At 69.9% G+C, this 13,789-nt stretch carries 10 protein-coding genes; 6 read left to right on the top strand and 4 right to left on the bottom strand.

The features are described from left to right. Window positions 1–81 precede the first annotated feature (81 nt). Together ACGFNH_RS06330 and ACGFNH_RS06335 are read left to right on the top strand one after the other, a co-directional pair. Window positions 82–273 (top strand): DUF6098 family protein, encoded by a 192-nt coding sequence (locus ACGFNH_RS06330; RefSeq protein WP_393651874.1) that lies wholly within the window; start codon window positions 82–84, stop codon window positions 271–273. 97 nt (window positions 274–370) lie between these two features. Continuing rightward, on the top strand, window positions 371–703 hold the full coding sequence (locus ACGFNH_RS06335) for a plasmid stabilization protein (protein WP_393651875.1): 333 nt from the start codon (window positions 371–373) through the stop codon (window positions 701–703). 275 nt (window positions 704–978) lie between these two features. Here ACGFNH_RS06335 and ACGFNH_RS06340 read toward each other — a convergent pair whose 3' ends face one another. Beyond that, complete coding sequence (locus ACGFNH_RS06340) at window positions 979–1,881, bottom strand: SMP-30/gluconolactonase/LRE family protein (RefSeq protein WP_393652226.1); 903 nt, start codon at window positions 1,879–1,881, stop codon at window positions 979–981. Between the two features lie 1,019 nt (window positions 1,882–2,900). On the opposite strand from ACGFNH_RS06340, the gene ACGFNH_RS06345 reads away from it, so the two are divergent. Beyond that, window positions 2,901–3,572: an SDR family oxidoreductase gene (locus tag ACGFNH_RS06345; protein WP_393651876.1), complete on the top strand. Its 672-nt coding sequence runs from the start codon at window positions 2,901–2,903 to the stop codon at window positions 3,570–3,572. Window positions 3,573–4,245: 673 nt separating this feature from the next. Further along, window positions 4,246–5,859, top strand: coding sequence for a hypothetical protein (locus tag ACGFNH_RS06350; protein WP_393651877.1), 1,614 nt, complete (start codon window positions 4,246–4,248; stop codon window positions 5,857–5,859). A gap of 443 nt (window positions 5,860–6,302) precedes the next feature. Here ACGFNH_RS06350 and ACGFNH_RS06355 read toward each other — a convergent pair whose 3' ends face one another. Then, entirely contained in the window at window positions 6,303–7,715 is a 1,413-nt protein-coding gene (locus ACGFNH_RS06355) for a peptidase C39 family protein (RefSeq protein ID WP_393651878.1), read from the bottom strand. 297 nt (window positions 7,716–8,012) lie between these two features. Between ACGFNH_RS06355 and ACGFNH_RS06360 the strand changes: the two genes are divergently transcribed. Together ACGFNH_RS06360 and ACGFNH_RS06365 are read left to right on the top strand one after the other, a co-directional pair. Further along, complete coding sequence (locus tag ACGFNH_RS06360) at window positions 8,013–8,564, top strand: uridine kinase (protein ID WP_393652227.1); 552 nt, start codon at window positions 8,013–8,015, stop codon at window positions 8,562–8,564. 492 nt (window positions 8,565–9,056) lie between these two features. Further along, window positions 9,057–10,958 carry an AAA family ATPase gene (locus ACGFNH_RS06365; RefSeq protein ID WP_393652228.1) on the top strand — a complete coding sequence of 634 codons (1,902 nt, stop codon included), beginning with the start codon at window positions 9,057–9,059 and terminating at the stop codon, window positions 10,956–10,958. Window positions 10,959–10,996: 38 nt separating this feature from the next. Here the strand turns inward: ACGFNH_RS06365 and ACGFNH_RS06370 are convergent, their stop codons facing one another. Both ACGFNH_RS06370 and ACGFNH_RS06375 read right to left on the bottom strand, forming a co-directional pair. Further along, entirely contained in the window at window positions 10,997–12,112 is a 1,116-nt protein-coding gene (locus ACGFNH_RS06370; protein ID WP_393651879.1) for a hemolysin family protein, read from the bottom strand. Beyond that, on the bottom strand, window positions 12,109–13,569 hold the full coding sequence (locus ACGFNH_RS06375; RefSeq protein WP_393651880.1) for a hemolysin family protein: 1,461 nt from the start codon (window positions 13,567–13,569) through the stop codon (window positions 12,109–12,111). Before ACGFNH_RS06375 ends, ACGFNH_RS06370 begins: the two co-directional genes overlap by 4 nt. Window positions 13,570–13,789: the final 220 nt, after the last annotated feature.

Genomic DNA, 13,789 nt, shown 5'->3' on the forward strand with positions numbered 1-13,789 from the left:
CCTGCTGCTCCAGCCCCTCGGGGCCACACCTGATGCAGCGGATGGGGGTCGGGTGCGTGCCCGCCGGTCCTGCCCGCGGTGATGTATCGGCACAGGCCTGAGCGCTCCGGCTCCGGCTCCGGCTCCGGCAAGCCGTGGGCTCTTGTAGGCCAAAGGTGCGGCCGCGGACCGGACAACGAGCCTCGGGCCCAGCACGTGGAACCCATCACCTGGATCGCGGGCAGTGTGATCGAAGAAGCCGAGACAGAAGTGGTCCGTCAACGCGGCACATAGAGGCCGCGGCGCGCCACCGATCGCAGGCTTCGACGAGCCAGGGCCCAGAACCCCGGAGTGACGGCGGGCACGCCACGATATTCAAGGAGGAAGGGACATGCCTGCAGGATCGAACCGCAAGCGTGAACGGCAATACGAGCACATCAAGGAGGGCCAGGAAGAGCGCGGCGCCTCCACCCGGCGCGCCAAGGAGATCGCCGCCCGTACGGTCAACAAGGAACGCGCCCGCTCGGGCGAGTCCCGATCCGCGAGCCGCACCTCCACGCAAGACCCCAAGTCCGCCCCCCAGCGCGGCGGCGAACGCTCGGGCAAGGGCAAGGGCCCTCAAGGGCCCACCCGCGACCAGCTCTACAACGAGGCCAAGCAGAAGAACATCAAGGGCCGCTCCTCGATGACCAAGGACCAGCTCGCCAAAGCGCTGGGCCGCTGAACGAGTCCTACCGGACGCAGTGGTCGGTGCCCGGGCCCGCTTGCCCGGAGCACCGGCCACTGGCCTGTCTCGGGCCCCGCTTGGTCGGCGACCAGGGAATCGTCTTCCGCACGGGCACCCCGCAACTGATGGGGGCCGCGGTCAGCGCCTCGTCCACAGCCCGTATCCGGCCGCCATGACAGCCGCGACCGATCGAGGTCTGCGCTCGTCCTGCGCCGCTCCCGCTTGGGCTCCCTCCTGGGCGGTGCGACGCGTCGGCCGGTCCAGCGCCTCGTTCACGTCGTCGGTCGGCCACAGACTGCGATGCCGCGTTCACGGAGGCTCCCCAGGACCAGCTTTCCCCTGATCTCACAGACGCTGGTGACCATGCGGTACGGCGAGCGATGGAGAACGAGGTCGTGCACGATCCTGCCCGCACTGTCGACCGCCAAGACCTCGACGGTTGACCGTGGCGGGATCCTGAGCCTGCCGGCTACGGCCCCGGCGGCGCGCCGGACCCCTCTGGATCTACGGTGGAGCCATTCGAGGGCCGCGTCCCTCGGCGCCGCGAGGGCGATCCAGAACAGGCCCTCGGGGGTTCTTGAAATGTTGTCGGGAAAGCCCGGCAGTCCGCGGAGAAGAGTTTCTCGCTCACCTGCCCGTGGCCCGGTCAGCCAGAACCGGGTGAGCCGGTACGCGCCGGTTTCGGCAACGACGACGAAGGACTCGTCCGGGGCAAGCGCCACGCCGTTGGCGAACTGGAGCCCGTCCAGAAGCACTTCCGGCGCTCCTCCCGGTCGGAGACGCAGCAGCAGACCTGTCCCGGTGTGCTCGAGGATGTCGCCCAGCCAGCCCTCCAGACCGTACCGGCGGCTGGAGACCGTGAAGAACACCGTGCCATCGCTCGCCGCGGCCGCATTGCTGCAGAACCGCAGCGGAACACCGTCCACTTCCTCGGCAAGCACCCGTACCGAGCCATCACTCGCATCGACTCGCAGCAGACCACGCCGGGCGTCGCACACCAGCAGCCCGCCGTCGGGCGCCACCTCCAGGCCCAGCGGCCTTCCCCCGGTGCGCGCGAGGACTTCGGAGTCGCCCAGCCGCCCGGCGTCATCGAGGGTGAGGCGCAGAATCCTGCCGTCTGCCAGCCCGGTAAGGACCCGGCCGGCAGAGTCCACCTGGACATCCTCAGGACCCATGGCGTCAGGGGCGATCAGGTGCGGCACCGGCAGGGGCCGCTCGCTCCCGCGCTCGTACGAGGCCATCGTGTCTCCCGTCGTTCGGCCGATGAGCTCCCGGATCACATGAGCTCATCCGGACCCAGCACACCGCAAGGTCGAGCCGGTCGGCGCGGCTGAGGGGCCGAGCGCGCCGACGACGGACCGTAGCGCCGTTCGCTGAGCGGTCCGTGCGTCTGAGAAGTGCCCCGATGGGGCACCGTCGGTGCTCGACTGTGGGCCGTACGGGCGATGGGGCGGGGCCGATCGGTCCCGCCCGGCAGGCGGCACGTACGCAGAGCGCCAAGGCCAACGACAGCGTCCCTCCGGTTCCCGAGCGCAAGCGCCGCTTGCCTCGACCGGCCGGCGGCACTGCCACCCCGGAGCGCACTGCCACCCAGGCGCCATGCGCACAACCTTGGCCCGTGTCGACGACTGGCTCGACGCCCGTGTTTCGGCAGTCAGCGAATTCGGGCGATCTGCCTCCCGCCCCCCCCCCCGGCATTCAGCGATGAACCACCTCCGCCAAGCGCGAAGCCATGACCCAGGCCACGGGCAGGCCAAGTGAGACCACGACCAGAACACCCAGCACGGTGACACTGCGCTCGAACCAAAGCGCCAGATGTGAGAAGCGGGACGAAATCATGTGGCCTCCCGGAGAAGTTGCCTGGCACTCCCCCTACCGCCTAACCCGCTCCCCTGAATTCACACCGCCCTTGAGCAAAGCGCCCTGGACGGCACGGTGTTGTCAATGCCCTACGTCACCCGCGCGGGACTTCGTTGTTACGGACCTCTCCACGTGCGGGCTCCCCAGAAAAACTGCGTTGTGTGGGGTCCCGCGGCTCTGATGGGGTTGTCCGGCGGCTGGCTGAACCACGTCACGCAGGGAGACTCGATGACAGCTGATCAACGCGGAACCGTACTGCTGACCGGCGTTGGGCGGCGACGTTCCATCGGCGCGGGAATCGCGGTTGGTCTGGCCGAGGGACGGCTGGGACCTCGTGATCAACTACTGGACGCCCTTTCACGAACGGCTGGCCTATGAGCGCGGAGCGCAAGACCCCCAGGAGGTCGCCACGGAGTGCCGTCGGCTCGGCCGCCGTGTCGATCTCGTCGAGGCAGACCTGGCCGCCGTCGACGCGCCCGGCCGTCTCGTCGCGGAGGCGACGTCGCGTGGCGACCTGCGCGGTCTGGTCATGTCGCATTGCGAGTCGGTGAACAGTTCGATCCCGTCGACGACCCTCGACAGCTGGGAGCGACACTTCGCGGTGAACGCTCGCGCAACCTGGCTGCTGATCAAAGCCTTCGCCGAGTGCTTCCCCCCGGAATCGGCGAACGCTGAAGTCACGGGTCGCATCATGGCGCTGACCAGCGATCACACCGCACACAACCTGCCGTACGGGGCGAGCAAGGGAGCATGGGACCGCATTGTCATCGCAGCAGCCGTCGAGCTGGGGTCTCGAGGTATTCGCGCGAACGTCATCAATCCCGGCCCGATCGACACTGGCTGGATGACCCCCGAGATCCGCGAGAGCGGAATCGCCCGGACTCCCGCCGGGCGACTCGGCACTCCCTCCGACACCGCCGACCTGGTGTCGTTCCTCATGTCGGACGCCGGTGCGTGGATCAATGGCCAACTGTTCTACAGCAACGGTGGCTTTCGCACCTCCTGACGCGCTCTCACCCTGAGGGACCAGGCTGCTGCCTGACTGATGGCAGCCGCATCGACTCAGGTGAGTCGCCCATGGACTCAGGCCGAAAGGGGGAGCCGCAGTCGCTCAGCCGGCTCGGCAGCTGCCCCGGCGCAGCGTCCCGGTTGCCGAAAGAGGCAGGAACCAGGACGTCTCACGATGGGCGGCTCGGGACGGCATCCGAAGAGGCATTCCGGCCGAAGATCCCCACCGTGTACGCGCTTCATCAGAAGGGCTGTCCATTCTCAGCGCACTGTGCGCGACGCCAGGGAGTACAGAACGTTACGGGTTGCCCTGCAAGGCTCAATGCGTATACCAGCCACTACATTCCAAGGGCGCCGGAATATGCCAAACAGAAGCCGCCAAGGGATGGCGACTTCTCATGGGTCCTCTTCACCGCCATTGTTCAGCTGCAGCGGGCCCGAGAAGTGACGGCACAGCGCAGGCTTTTCGTCAAAGAACGAACCGGCTTATCCGGACCGTCACACCTCCGACCGGACAGCCCCCGCCTCACGTCAGTCCCGAGCACTGCAAATTCAAGGCGGTCCATCGCCACTGGACCATACGTGGCTTCGGGCTATCTATCGCGTGACGTGGGTCTTTGGGTCTCGTTGAGTGCGTTACCCAATGTTCCAGCCGAACGAGGAGTGGCGTAGTGCGCAGACTTGCAGTGGCTACGGTGGTGGCCATGACGATGGGCAGTCTTACGTCTTTCGTTGGCGGTGTCGCCTTCGCAGACGGCCCGAATGGCGCAACCGCCACCGGCGGTTCCGCGCTGGACGGTTCCCTGAACCAGCAGAACATCGCCCAGGAGGGCCGACAGAACAGCGCCTGCGATGTGAGGACCACCACGGGAAGAATTGAACTGACGTCGGGGAGATTGACCGGACGCTGCACGAACGGTGACCGCTCCTTCAACAAGTTCTCTCGCGTGGACTACAAAGGTGCGCAAGCCGAGGGCGGTTCCAGCACCACCGACCTGGATCAGCAGAATGTCGCTCAGCGGGGCCGACAGAACAACGCCTGCTCCGACTCCATCAGCTTCACCGTCGCCGTGGACGGCGGCCGGGTGGCCAGCGAGTGCGCCAACAAGGACCTTTCCCGTAACAAGGGGGCCCTGGTCAAGAGCGGCGGCGCCAGCGCCGAGGGCGCCTCCGGCACCGAGGGGCCGTTCCAGCAGAACATCGCCCAGGAAGGCCGGCAGAACAACGCCTGCGCCATCAGCAACGACGGTGACTTCGATGTGACTGGCGGTCGCGAGACCAGTCGTTGCGGCAACGCGGACAGGTCCGGCAACAAGCATGTTCTGGTCAAGGGCGGCGGCGCGCACGCCGCAGGCGGCAGCGGCGTCGGCTTCGAACAGCAGAACATCGCCCAGGAAGGCCGCCAGAACAACACCTGCGCCAGTTCCGTCTTCTTCGCCCCCCAGCCGACCGGCGGTCAAGTGGACAGTGACTGCGTCAACAAGGACAACTCCCGAAACAAGGAGGTCCTGGTCAAGGGAGGCGGGGCCGACGTCGAGGGCGGCGACGGCGCTGAGTTCCAGCAAGGCATCGCGCAGGAAGGGCGGCAGAACAACGCCTGCGCCAACGTCATCTTTCCCGATGACCCCGCCGAGGTGACCGGTGGCCGGGCGACCACTGAGTGTGCCAACAAGGACAGCTCCCGCAACAAGCATGTTCTGGTCAAGCAGCGCGGAGCCAGCGTCGAAGGCGGCTCCGCCGCAGAGGACCTCAACCAGCAGAACATCGCGCAGGAAGGCCGTCAGAACAACGCCTGCGCCAACACCAACGGGGCGGATGAGGTCACACTCACCCTGACTGGTGGCAGTGTGCAGCAACGTTGCAAGACAGCGGACCACTCCAAGAATTGGGGCACCAAGGAGATCGGTGGCGGGGCCAGCGTCGAAGGCGGCTCCTCCGCAGTAGACGCCAACCAGCAGAACATCGCCCAGGAAGGCCGTCAGAACAACGCCTGCGCCAACCAGAACGGCGGCGAAATCACCTTGACCGGGGCCCGGGGCAAGGTGGACTGCGGGACGCATGACCGCTCGGCGAGCGTGGGCACGACGGAGATCGGCGGGGGCGCCGATGCTGCCGGAGGCAGCAGCACCCTCGACATGTTCCAGCAGAACACCGCGCAGCAAGGCCGCCAGAGCAACAACTGCGGCAGCCCCAACAACCTCACCCTGACCGCCTCCGGCGGAAGCTCGACGGCCCAGTGCCGGGCCGTCGACACCTCCCGCAACATCGGTTCCGACTACCGGTAACCGGCAAGCCCGCGTTCGCCTCGGCCGGGCGCAACCCGGCCGAGGCGGACGCGCACGCACCAAGAGTCCATGCCACGAGCATCGTTGGCTGTTGAGGCGCCGCCGGCAGAGTCCCGTACGCCGCCCGGCATGCGGAGCACATCAACGGGGCTCGTAACCCCGGTCCGAGAGTCGTCGGGAGAGATCACCGATCACACACTCCCGGCTCCCCTCCCGATCTTCCGCCGCCGGCATGGCCAAGAGGTGATCACCAAGCAGCAGCCCCGGTGCCCCCAGGGCACAAATGGGCCACCGTGACCTTGTGCGGTATGGCCCATCCACACGGTTTTCCGCCGGACGGGCCATACCCCCATCAAGGTCACGGTGGGCCGCTACGGTCATCTCGCTCTCGACGCAGCGAGCGGTGCCGCCAGGTCGATGACACAACCTCGGGGCTCACATGCTCAGTTGATGCCCAGCTCCCGCAGCACGCGGGCCTGCCGCGGGGTGGGCTTGGCGGGCCAGTAGAGGTAGGCGACGCCTCCCGTACCGCTCTTGACCTTGCCCTCCGCGTCCTTGCGCTTGGTGCGGAGCCAGATGTTCTCGAACTGCCGCCGCTTGTAGACGTTGCGGACCTCGGCATTGCTGTCGCTCGCCGGGTCGTTCGCGACGACGTCACCGTTCTTCGTGAAGCCGACAACGCACATCAGATGGCCCGCTGTGCCGTAGCCCGCGCCGTCGAGTTCGGACTCGATGAAGGACTGGGACGTTATCACCGGGATTCCGGCGGCGATCAGCTTCTCGAGGTCGCCGAGGGACCCGAGCCGGGTGATGACGCCCTGCATGTCCTTGTACGTCGAGGCGTAGGCGGCGTTGAACGGCCAGTTCCCGCAGCCCTCGTACTGGTAGTCGTACGTGTAGCGGGCCGCGTGGCAGACCTGCGGGTCGGCGTAGTCCGGGTTGACCCAGGCCAGATCTCCCTTGGTGGGCTTCCGGCCCCAGTACTCCACGATCATCTGGGAGGAGGTCGGGCTGCACCAGGCCTCACCGCCGTTGTCGTACTCCGGGTACTGCCCCTTGTGGATGTTCTGCGAGTAGCGCGGGACCTTCAGCTCGCGTCCGGCGCCCTCCCCCGGCTTCGAGGCGGGCACCTCGAAGCGGTCCGGGACATCGGAGGCCATCGCGCCCAGGCGCCAGACCATGGGCGTCAGATCGGTGCCCGGCTTCCGGTGGAGGGTCAGCCGCAGCCGGTACGAGGCCAGGCGCAGCGGCTTCGCCGTGTCGTCCATCGAGAAGGTGTCGGTCCACACGGTGCTCTTCCCGTCGGTCTGGTCGTCGACGGAGGTGCGCTTGATGTCGCCGTCGCCCGCCGCCCAGCGGCCGAGCACATAGGTCGGGGTCTTCTTTCCGTCGGTGTAGGTGCCGAGCAGTTCGACCTGCAGCCAGGTACCGGCGGGGGTGCGGGCGTTCCAGGAGGCGATCAGTTCGCTCGCGGGCACCTCGGGCTCATGGACCGGGGCGGTCCAGGTGGCGTACTCCCAGGTGCTCTTCTTGCCGGTGTGCGGGTCGGTGTAGTCCTTGCGGCCGGCCGGGGTTCCGATGACGAGGCCGGGACGGGGGCCGGCCTCGGCGCGGGTGCCGCGGGCGGTGCCGCAGCGCCAGTCGGTGTACGTGCTCCAGCCGTGGTAGTCCACGCGAGCGACGCCCTTTCCCGGTCGAGGAGTTCGGGCGGCTCCGGAACCCCCGGGACCGGAGTCCGTCGGGGAGCCGGATGCGGCCGTCGGGGCGGCGTGCGCCGACGACCCGGACACGGTGCCCGCCGCTGCGGCGGCCAGAGCGGCGGCCAGCAGGGTGCGCCGTGGGGTGGGTCTGGTCATGACGGAAGGTCCCCCAGTCGTCATCAAGTGGGACAGGTGCACGACAGATGCTCAACTATCTCCGGTCCACCGGTGCTTCTGCCAGAGACTCTCCGGGTGTCAATACATCAATATTGGTCGAGACCACTGGCGTGACCAGGGGCGCGCGGCACCCGGTCCGCACCGGAGGCTCGCATCGGCGCCCGTGGCGCGGACCGTAGGGTTGGGCGCGTGGACCGTCCGCATCCCGTACCCGCTCAGCCGCCGCCCCCGGCCCGCCCCGCCGGGCTCGACGGGCTCGACGGGCTCGCGCGCAGGCTGCGGGCGCTGGAGCCGTCGTGCGGTCCGGTGCGGCTCGTCGCGGTCGACGGGCACGCGGGCTCCGGAAAGAGCACCCTCGCCCGGCATCTGTCCGCGGCCACCGGCGGCGCACCCGTGCTGCACCTGGACGACCTGGCCACGCACGACGAGATGTTCACCTGGACCGGCCGGTTCCGCGACCAGGTCCTCACCCCGCTCTCCCGGGGCCGCACCGCCCGCTACGCCACCTACGACTGGGTACGGCGCAGCTTCTCCCGCCGCAAGGACCTGCCGACCGCGCCGATCGTCCTCGTCGAGGGCGTCGGGAGCGGCCGCCGCGCTCTGCGGCCGCACCTCGCTTGTCTGCTGTGGCTGGAGGTGCCGGAGGACCTCGCGTGGGAGCGGGGGCGCCGGCGCGACGGTCCCGGCCTCACCGGATTCTGGGACGCCTGGACCGACGCCGAGCGGAACCATTTCGCCACCGACCCCTCGCGCCCGCACGCCGATTTCCTGGTGCGACAGGGGAACGAGGGATACGTGATACTCCCGGGTCCTGCTGCGACCGCGTGAACAGCCCAACCCTTCACGCAGAGTGAGCAACTCCCGTACAGCGCCTTCCGGACAGGTGTCCGGGACACCGCGCGAGAGACTCAACTCGGCTTGACCTGGCGGCCGTACAGGTCTTACGTTCTCAATGTGCGGTCTGCGACGACCGCCCGCAAACGCGAAGCCCCCGGTTGTTCCCCCGTGATCGGGGGCTTCGTTCTGCCCGGACGCGGTTTCCAGGATCCGCACAGGATCCCCCAATTCAGGCGCGCCGCGCGGCGACTCACTCACGCTCGGTCACGAGCGGTCTGCACAGGCCCGTATCGCCCCACGGCCCGACCGGATAGAGTCCGGTTCGACGATCGTCGCGCGGCGCACCTCGGCGACCGGCGACAGCGCAGGTACGATGCGTTCCGGGAGTGCAACTCCCGTCCACAGCGCGGCGGTTCGGCAGCAGGCCGCCGCCCGGCAGAGGCCCGGCGGCACACCACGGGGGCACGGTTTGTGGGGGACGTGATGGACATCGGCTCGCAGGGCTCGGACGCCCCCGCCGATCTCGCCTGGGTTCGGGCCGTCGACGCCTACACCATGGGCGCCTACGCGCAGGCCGAGGAGGAGTTCAGGACCGCGGTCCGGATCGACCCCGGCATGGCGGACGGATGGCTCGGACTGCATGCGCTGCGCGTCGACACCACGACCGCCCTCCTGCGGATGAACCGCCACCGCGACCGTTTCGGCGAGCAGCGCGCCCGCCACCGCCGGGCGCTCAACTCCTGGTACTGGCTGGGCTGGTGGGTCCAGCCCGTCCTGGAGAGCCCTCGCGATCTTCTGCTGGCGCATGCCTCGCACTGGCTGGACGGCCGGCACGTGCCGGAGCTGGACCGCGCCCTGGCCGGATGCCCGCCCGTGGACACCGATCCGCAGGTGCGCTTCCTGCACGCCTGCCGCGCGTATCTCGTCAAGGACTGGGAGCAGCTCGTACGCCACACCGAGCCGCTGCTCGACGACCCGATGCTGGGCATCGAGGCGGGCCTGTTCGGCGGCATGGCGCGGGTGCGGCTGGAGATGTACGGGCAGGCCGAACCGCTGCTGTCGGCCGCCCTGATGCGCTGCCGCAGCGAGCAGCCGCAGCGCAAGGAGCTGCGGTACTGGCTCGCCCGCGCGCACGAGGGCACCGGCCGCAGCGCCGCGGCGCTCCCGCTCTACCGCGCCGTCCACCGCGTCGATCCGGCCTTCATGGACACGGCGGCACGGCTGGCCGCGATCTCCGAGGGCGACGGCCTCGACGAGGCGGGCCTTGCCGCCGTCTCCATCGCCGGGATAGGCCAGGACGCGCTCGACGCCACGGCCGACCCGGACCTCCTCTCCTCCGACGGGCCGGGCGACGGCCGGGATCTGCCCACCGTCCCGTCGGACCCCGACGAACCGGTGCCCGGCACGGCCCCGGTGGACGCGGACGGCTCCGTACGGGAGAAGGCCGTCTTCCCGGTGCAGCCCTCGCAGCCGACGCTGCCGTCGGGGCCGGCCGACGCCGTCCTGCTCCACCAGGCGCTCGCGGAGCTGGAGCGGATGGTGGGCCTCGAACCGGTGAAGCGGCAGGTGCGGGCACTGTCCGCGCAGCTCCGGATGGCGCGGCTGCGAGCGGCGCAGGGCCTGCCCGTACAGCCGCCGAAGCGCCACTTCGTGTTCTCGGGCCCCTCCGGGACGGGCAAGACGACGGTGGCCCGGATCCTCGGCCGGGTGTTCTACGCGCTCGGGCTGCTGGGCGGCGACCACCTGGTCGAGGCGCAGCGCGCCGATCTGGTCGGTGAGTTCCTGGGGCAGACCGCGGTGAAGGCCAACGAGCTGATCGACTCGGCGCTCGGCGGTGTGCTGTTCGTCGACGAGGCGTACAGCCTGTCGAACACCGGCTACAGCAAGGGCGACGCGTACGGCGACGAGGCCCTCCAGGTGCTGCTGAAGCGGGCCGAGGACAACCGCGACCGGCTGGTGGTCATCCTGGCGGGCTATCCGGAGGGGATGGACCGGCTGCTGGCCACCAACCCCGGCCTCAGCTCCCGTTTCACCACCCGGGTCGACTTCCCCAGCTACCGCCCGCTGGAACTGACGAAGATCGGCGAGGTGCTGGCGGCGGACAACGGCGACTGCTGGGACGAGGAGGCGGTCGAGGAGCTGCGCAGCGTCAGCGGGCACGTCGTGGACCAGGGCTGGATCGACGAACTGGGCAACGGCCGCTTTCTGCGCACGCTCTACGAGAAGAGCTGCGCGTACCGCGACCTGCGGCTGTCCGGCTACAGCGGCGCGCCCAGCCGGGACGACCTGGCGACGCTGCGGCTGCCGGACCTGATGCAGGCGTACGGCGAAGTCCTGTCGGGCCGCGGCCCCCGGGACCGCGGCCCGCAGGATCCGCTGATGTGACCGGCCTGGCCGCCTGTGCGGCGGCCGGGCCGGGTCTTCTACTGTGCGGCGGCCACCGGCGACCGCTCGGTGGGCGGCTTGGTCTGCGCCACGGGTACGCCCGCGGGCTGCCGCTGGCGTACCGCCACCCCGCGGTGTGCGGGGTCGCGGACCTCGCCGACCAGCATCTCCAGCACGTCCTCCAGGGCGACGAGCCCCAGCACCCGGCCGGAGGAGTCCGCCACCTGCGCGAGGTGGCTGGCCGCCCGGCGCATGACGGTGAGCGCGTCGTCGAGCGGGAGTTCCGCCCGCAGTGTGGTCATCGGCCGCCACACCTGCTGGGGCACGGCCCGGTCCGTTTCCTCCAGGTCCAGGACGTCCTTCACATGCAGATAGCCCATGAAGGCACCGGCGGCGACCACGGGGAAGCGGGAGTAGCCGGTGCGCACCGTCAGCTCCTCGACCTCGTGCGGCGTCACGGTCGGGTCGACGGTGACGAGCCCGGCCCGGTCGAGCAGGACCTCGGTGACGGGGCGGCTGCCCAGCTCCAGGGCGTCGGCGAGACGCTCCTGCTCACCGGGTTCGAGCAGGCCCGCCTGGCGTGAGTCCTCCAGCAGATGGTGCAGCTGCTCGCTGGTGAACGCGGCCTCCAGCTCATCCTTGGGCTCGACCCGGAACAGCTTCAGTACGAGCGTGGCGCACGCACCGAAGAAGGCGGTCACGGGGCGGCAGAGCCGCGCGAATCCGACCAGCGCGGGCCCGAGCCACATCGCGGTCTTCTCCGGGGCCGCCATGGCGAGGTTCTTCGGCACCATCTCGCCGACGACGAGATGAAGGAAGACCACGACGGCGAGCGCGATCGCGTATCCGAGCGGATGGATGAGCCCGTCGGGCACGTGCGCGGCATGGAAGAGCGGCTCCAGCAGGTGCGCGACGGTGGGCTCGGCGACCGCGCCGAGCGTCAGCGAGCAGATGGTGATGCCGAACTGTGCGGCCGCCATCATCTGCGGCAGGTTCTCCAGACCCTGGAGAACGGTACGGGCGCGGGCGGAGCCCTCGGCCGCGAGCGGCTCGATCTGGCTGCGCCGCACGGAGACGAGGGCGAACTCGGCGCCCACGAAGAAGCCGTTGCCCAGGACCAGGAGTAGGGCGAAGAGGAGTTGGAGTGCGCTCACAGGGCCGCCGCCTTCGTCCTGTCCCGCCGGGCCTTCCGCTCCGCCGTGCCCCCCAGCAGCAGCGCCTTGACGCCGTCGCGCGGGCTCTCCGCGGTGTCCTGCGCCTTCGCGCCGTCGTGCGGTCCGGCGCTGCCGTCCTGCCGGGTCCTCGTACCGTCCAGCCGGACGATCCGGACTCGCGCGGCGCGGTGGTGGTCCACCATCCGCACCCGCAGCCGCCAGCCGGGCAGGTCGGCGGTGTCGCCCGGCGCGGGGATGCGGCCGAGAAGATCGGCGACCAGGCCGGCCACCGTCTCGTACGGCCCCTCGGGGGCCTCCAGTCCGATGCGTCGGAGGGTGTCGACGCGGCAGCCGCCGTCGGCTTCCCAGGCGGGGCGTCCGTCCTCCGGGAGGGCGGCGGCCAGCTCCGGCAGATCGTCGCCGTCGTGCTCGTCGCGCACCTCGCCGACGAGCTCCTCGACGATGTCCTCCAGGGTCACGACCCCCGCCGTGCCGCCGTACTCGTCGACGACCACGGCTATCGGCTGCTCACTGCGCAGCTGCTCCAGCAGCGGCTGGACGGGCACGGTCTCCGGGACCAGCAGCGGCGGTACGGCGACCCGGCCCACGGGCGTGCGGAGCCGCTCGTTCGCGGGCACGGCGAGCGCGTCCTTGAGGTGGACCATGCCCACGACCTCGTCGAGCCGGTCCCGGTAGACCGGGAAGCGGGACAGGCCGGTGGCGCGGGTGAGGTTCAGGACGTCCTCGGCGGTCGCGGTGGCTTGCAGGGCGCTGACCCGCACCCGCGGCGTCATCACGTGCTGGGCGGTCAGCTCGCCCAGGGAGAGGGTGCGCACGAACAGGTCGGCGGTGTCCTCCTCCAGGGCACCCGCCCGCGCGGAGTGGCGGGCGAGGGAGACCAGTTCGTCGGGCGTACGAGCGGAGGCCAGCTCCTCGGTTGGCTCCACGCCCATCGCCCGCACCAGGCGGTTCGCGACCGTGTTGAGCAGCGCGATGACCGGGCGGAAGAAGCGGGAGAAGGCGTGCTGCGGGCCGGCGACGAACCGGGCCACCTGGAACGGCCGCGAGACCGCCCAGTTCTTCGGCACCAGTTCGCCGATCACCATCTGGACGGCGGACGCGGCGAGCATGCCGACGACCACGGCCACACCGGGGACCGCGCCCTCGGGCAGCCCGGTGGCCGCGAAGGGCCCGGCCAGCAGGTGGGCCAGTGCGGGCTCGGCGAGCATGCCGACCACCAGGGAGGTGATGGTGATGCCGAGCTGGGTGCCGGAGAGCTGGAAGGACAGCTCGCGCAAGGCGTTGACCACGGTACGAGCGCGGCGGTCACCGTCGGCGGCTGCCCGCTCGGCCTCGGGGCGCTCGACGGTGACGAGCCCGAACTCGGCGGCCACGAAGAACCCGTTGGCCAGGATCAGCAGCAGGGCCGCGCCGAGCAGGAGCAGGGAGGTGGTCATGATGCCGCCGCCTCGTGGGAGGGGGCGGCGCAGGTACTACAGGACGATCCGTCCATTGCTGGAGGGGTCACTCCTCGATGAGCAGGTGCCCCAGCGGGCACGGGTGGTGCGCGGGCTCCGCGGTACGGGGCGACGGCGCACAGCGCGCCGCCGCGACAAGAGTAATCATTGAGAAAAAGTCTGCGAAGACACCCTGCCGAGGCTGGTGCCGGTCGGCGGG

Source organism: Streptomyces sp. NPDC048639, assembly GCF_043199075.1.
Classification (GTDB): domain Bacteria; phylum Actinomycetota; class Actinomycetes; order Streptomycetales; family Streptomycetaceae; genus Streptomyces.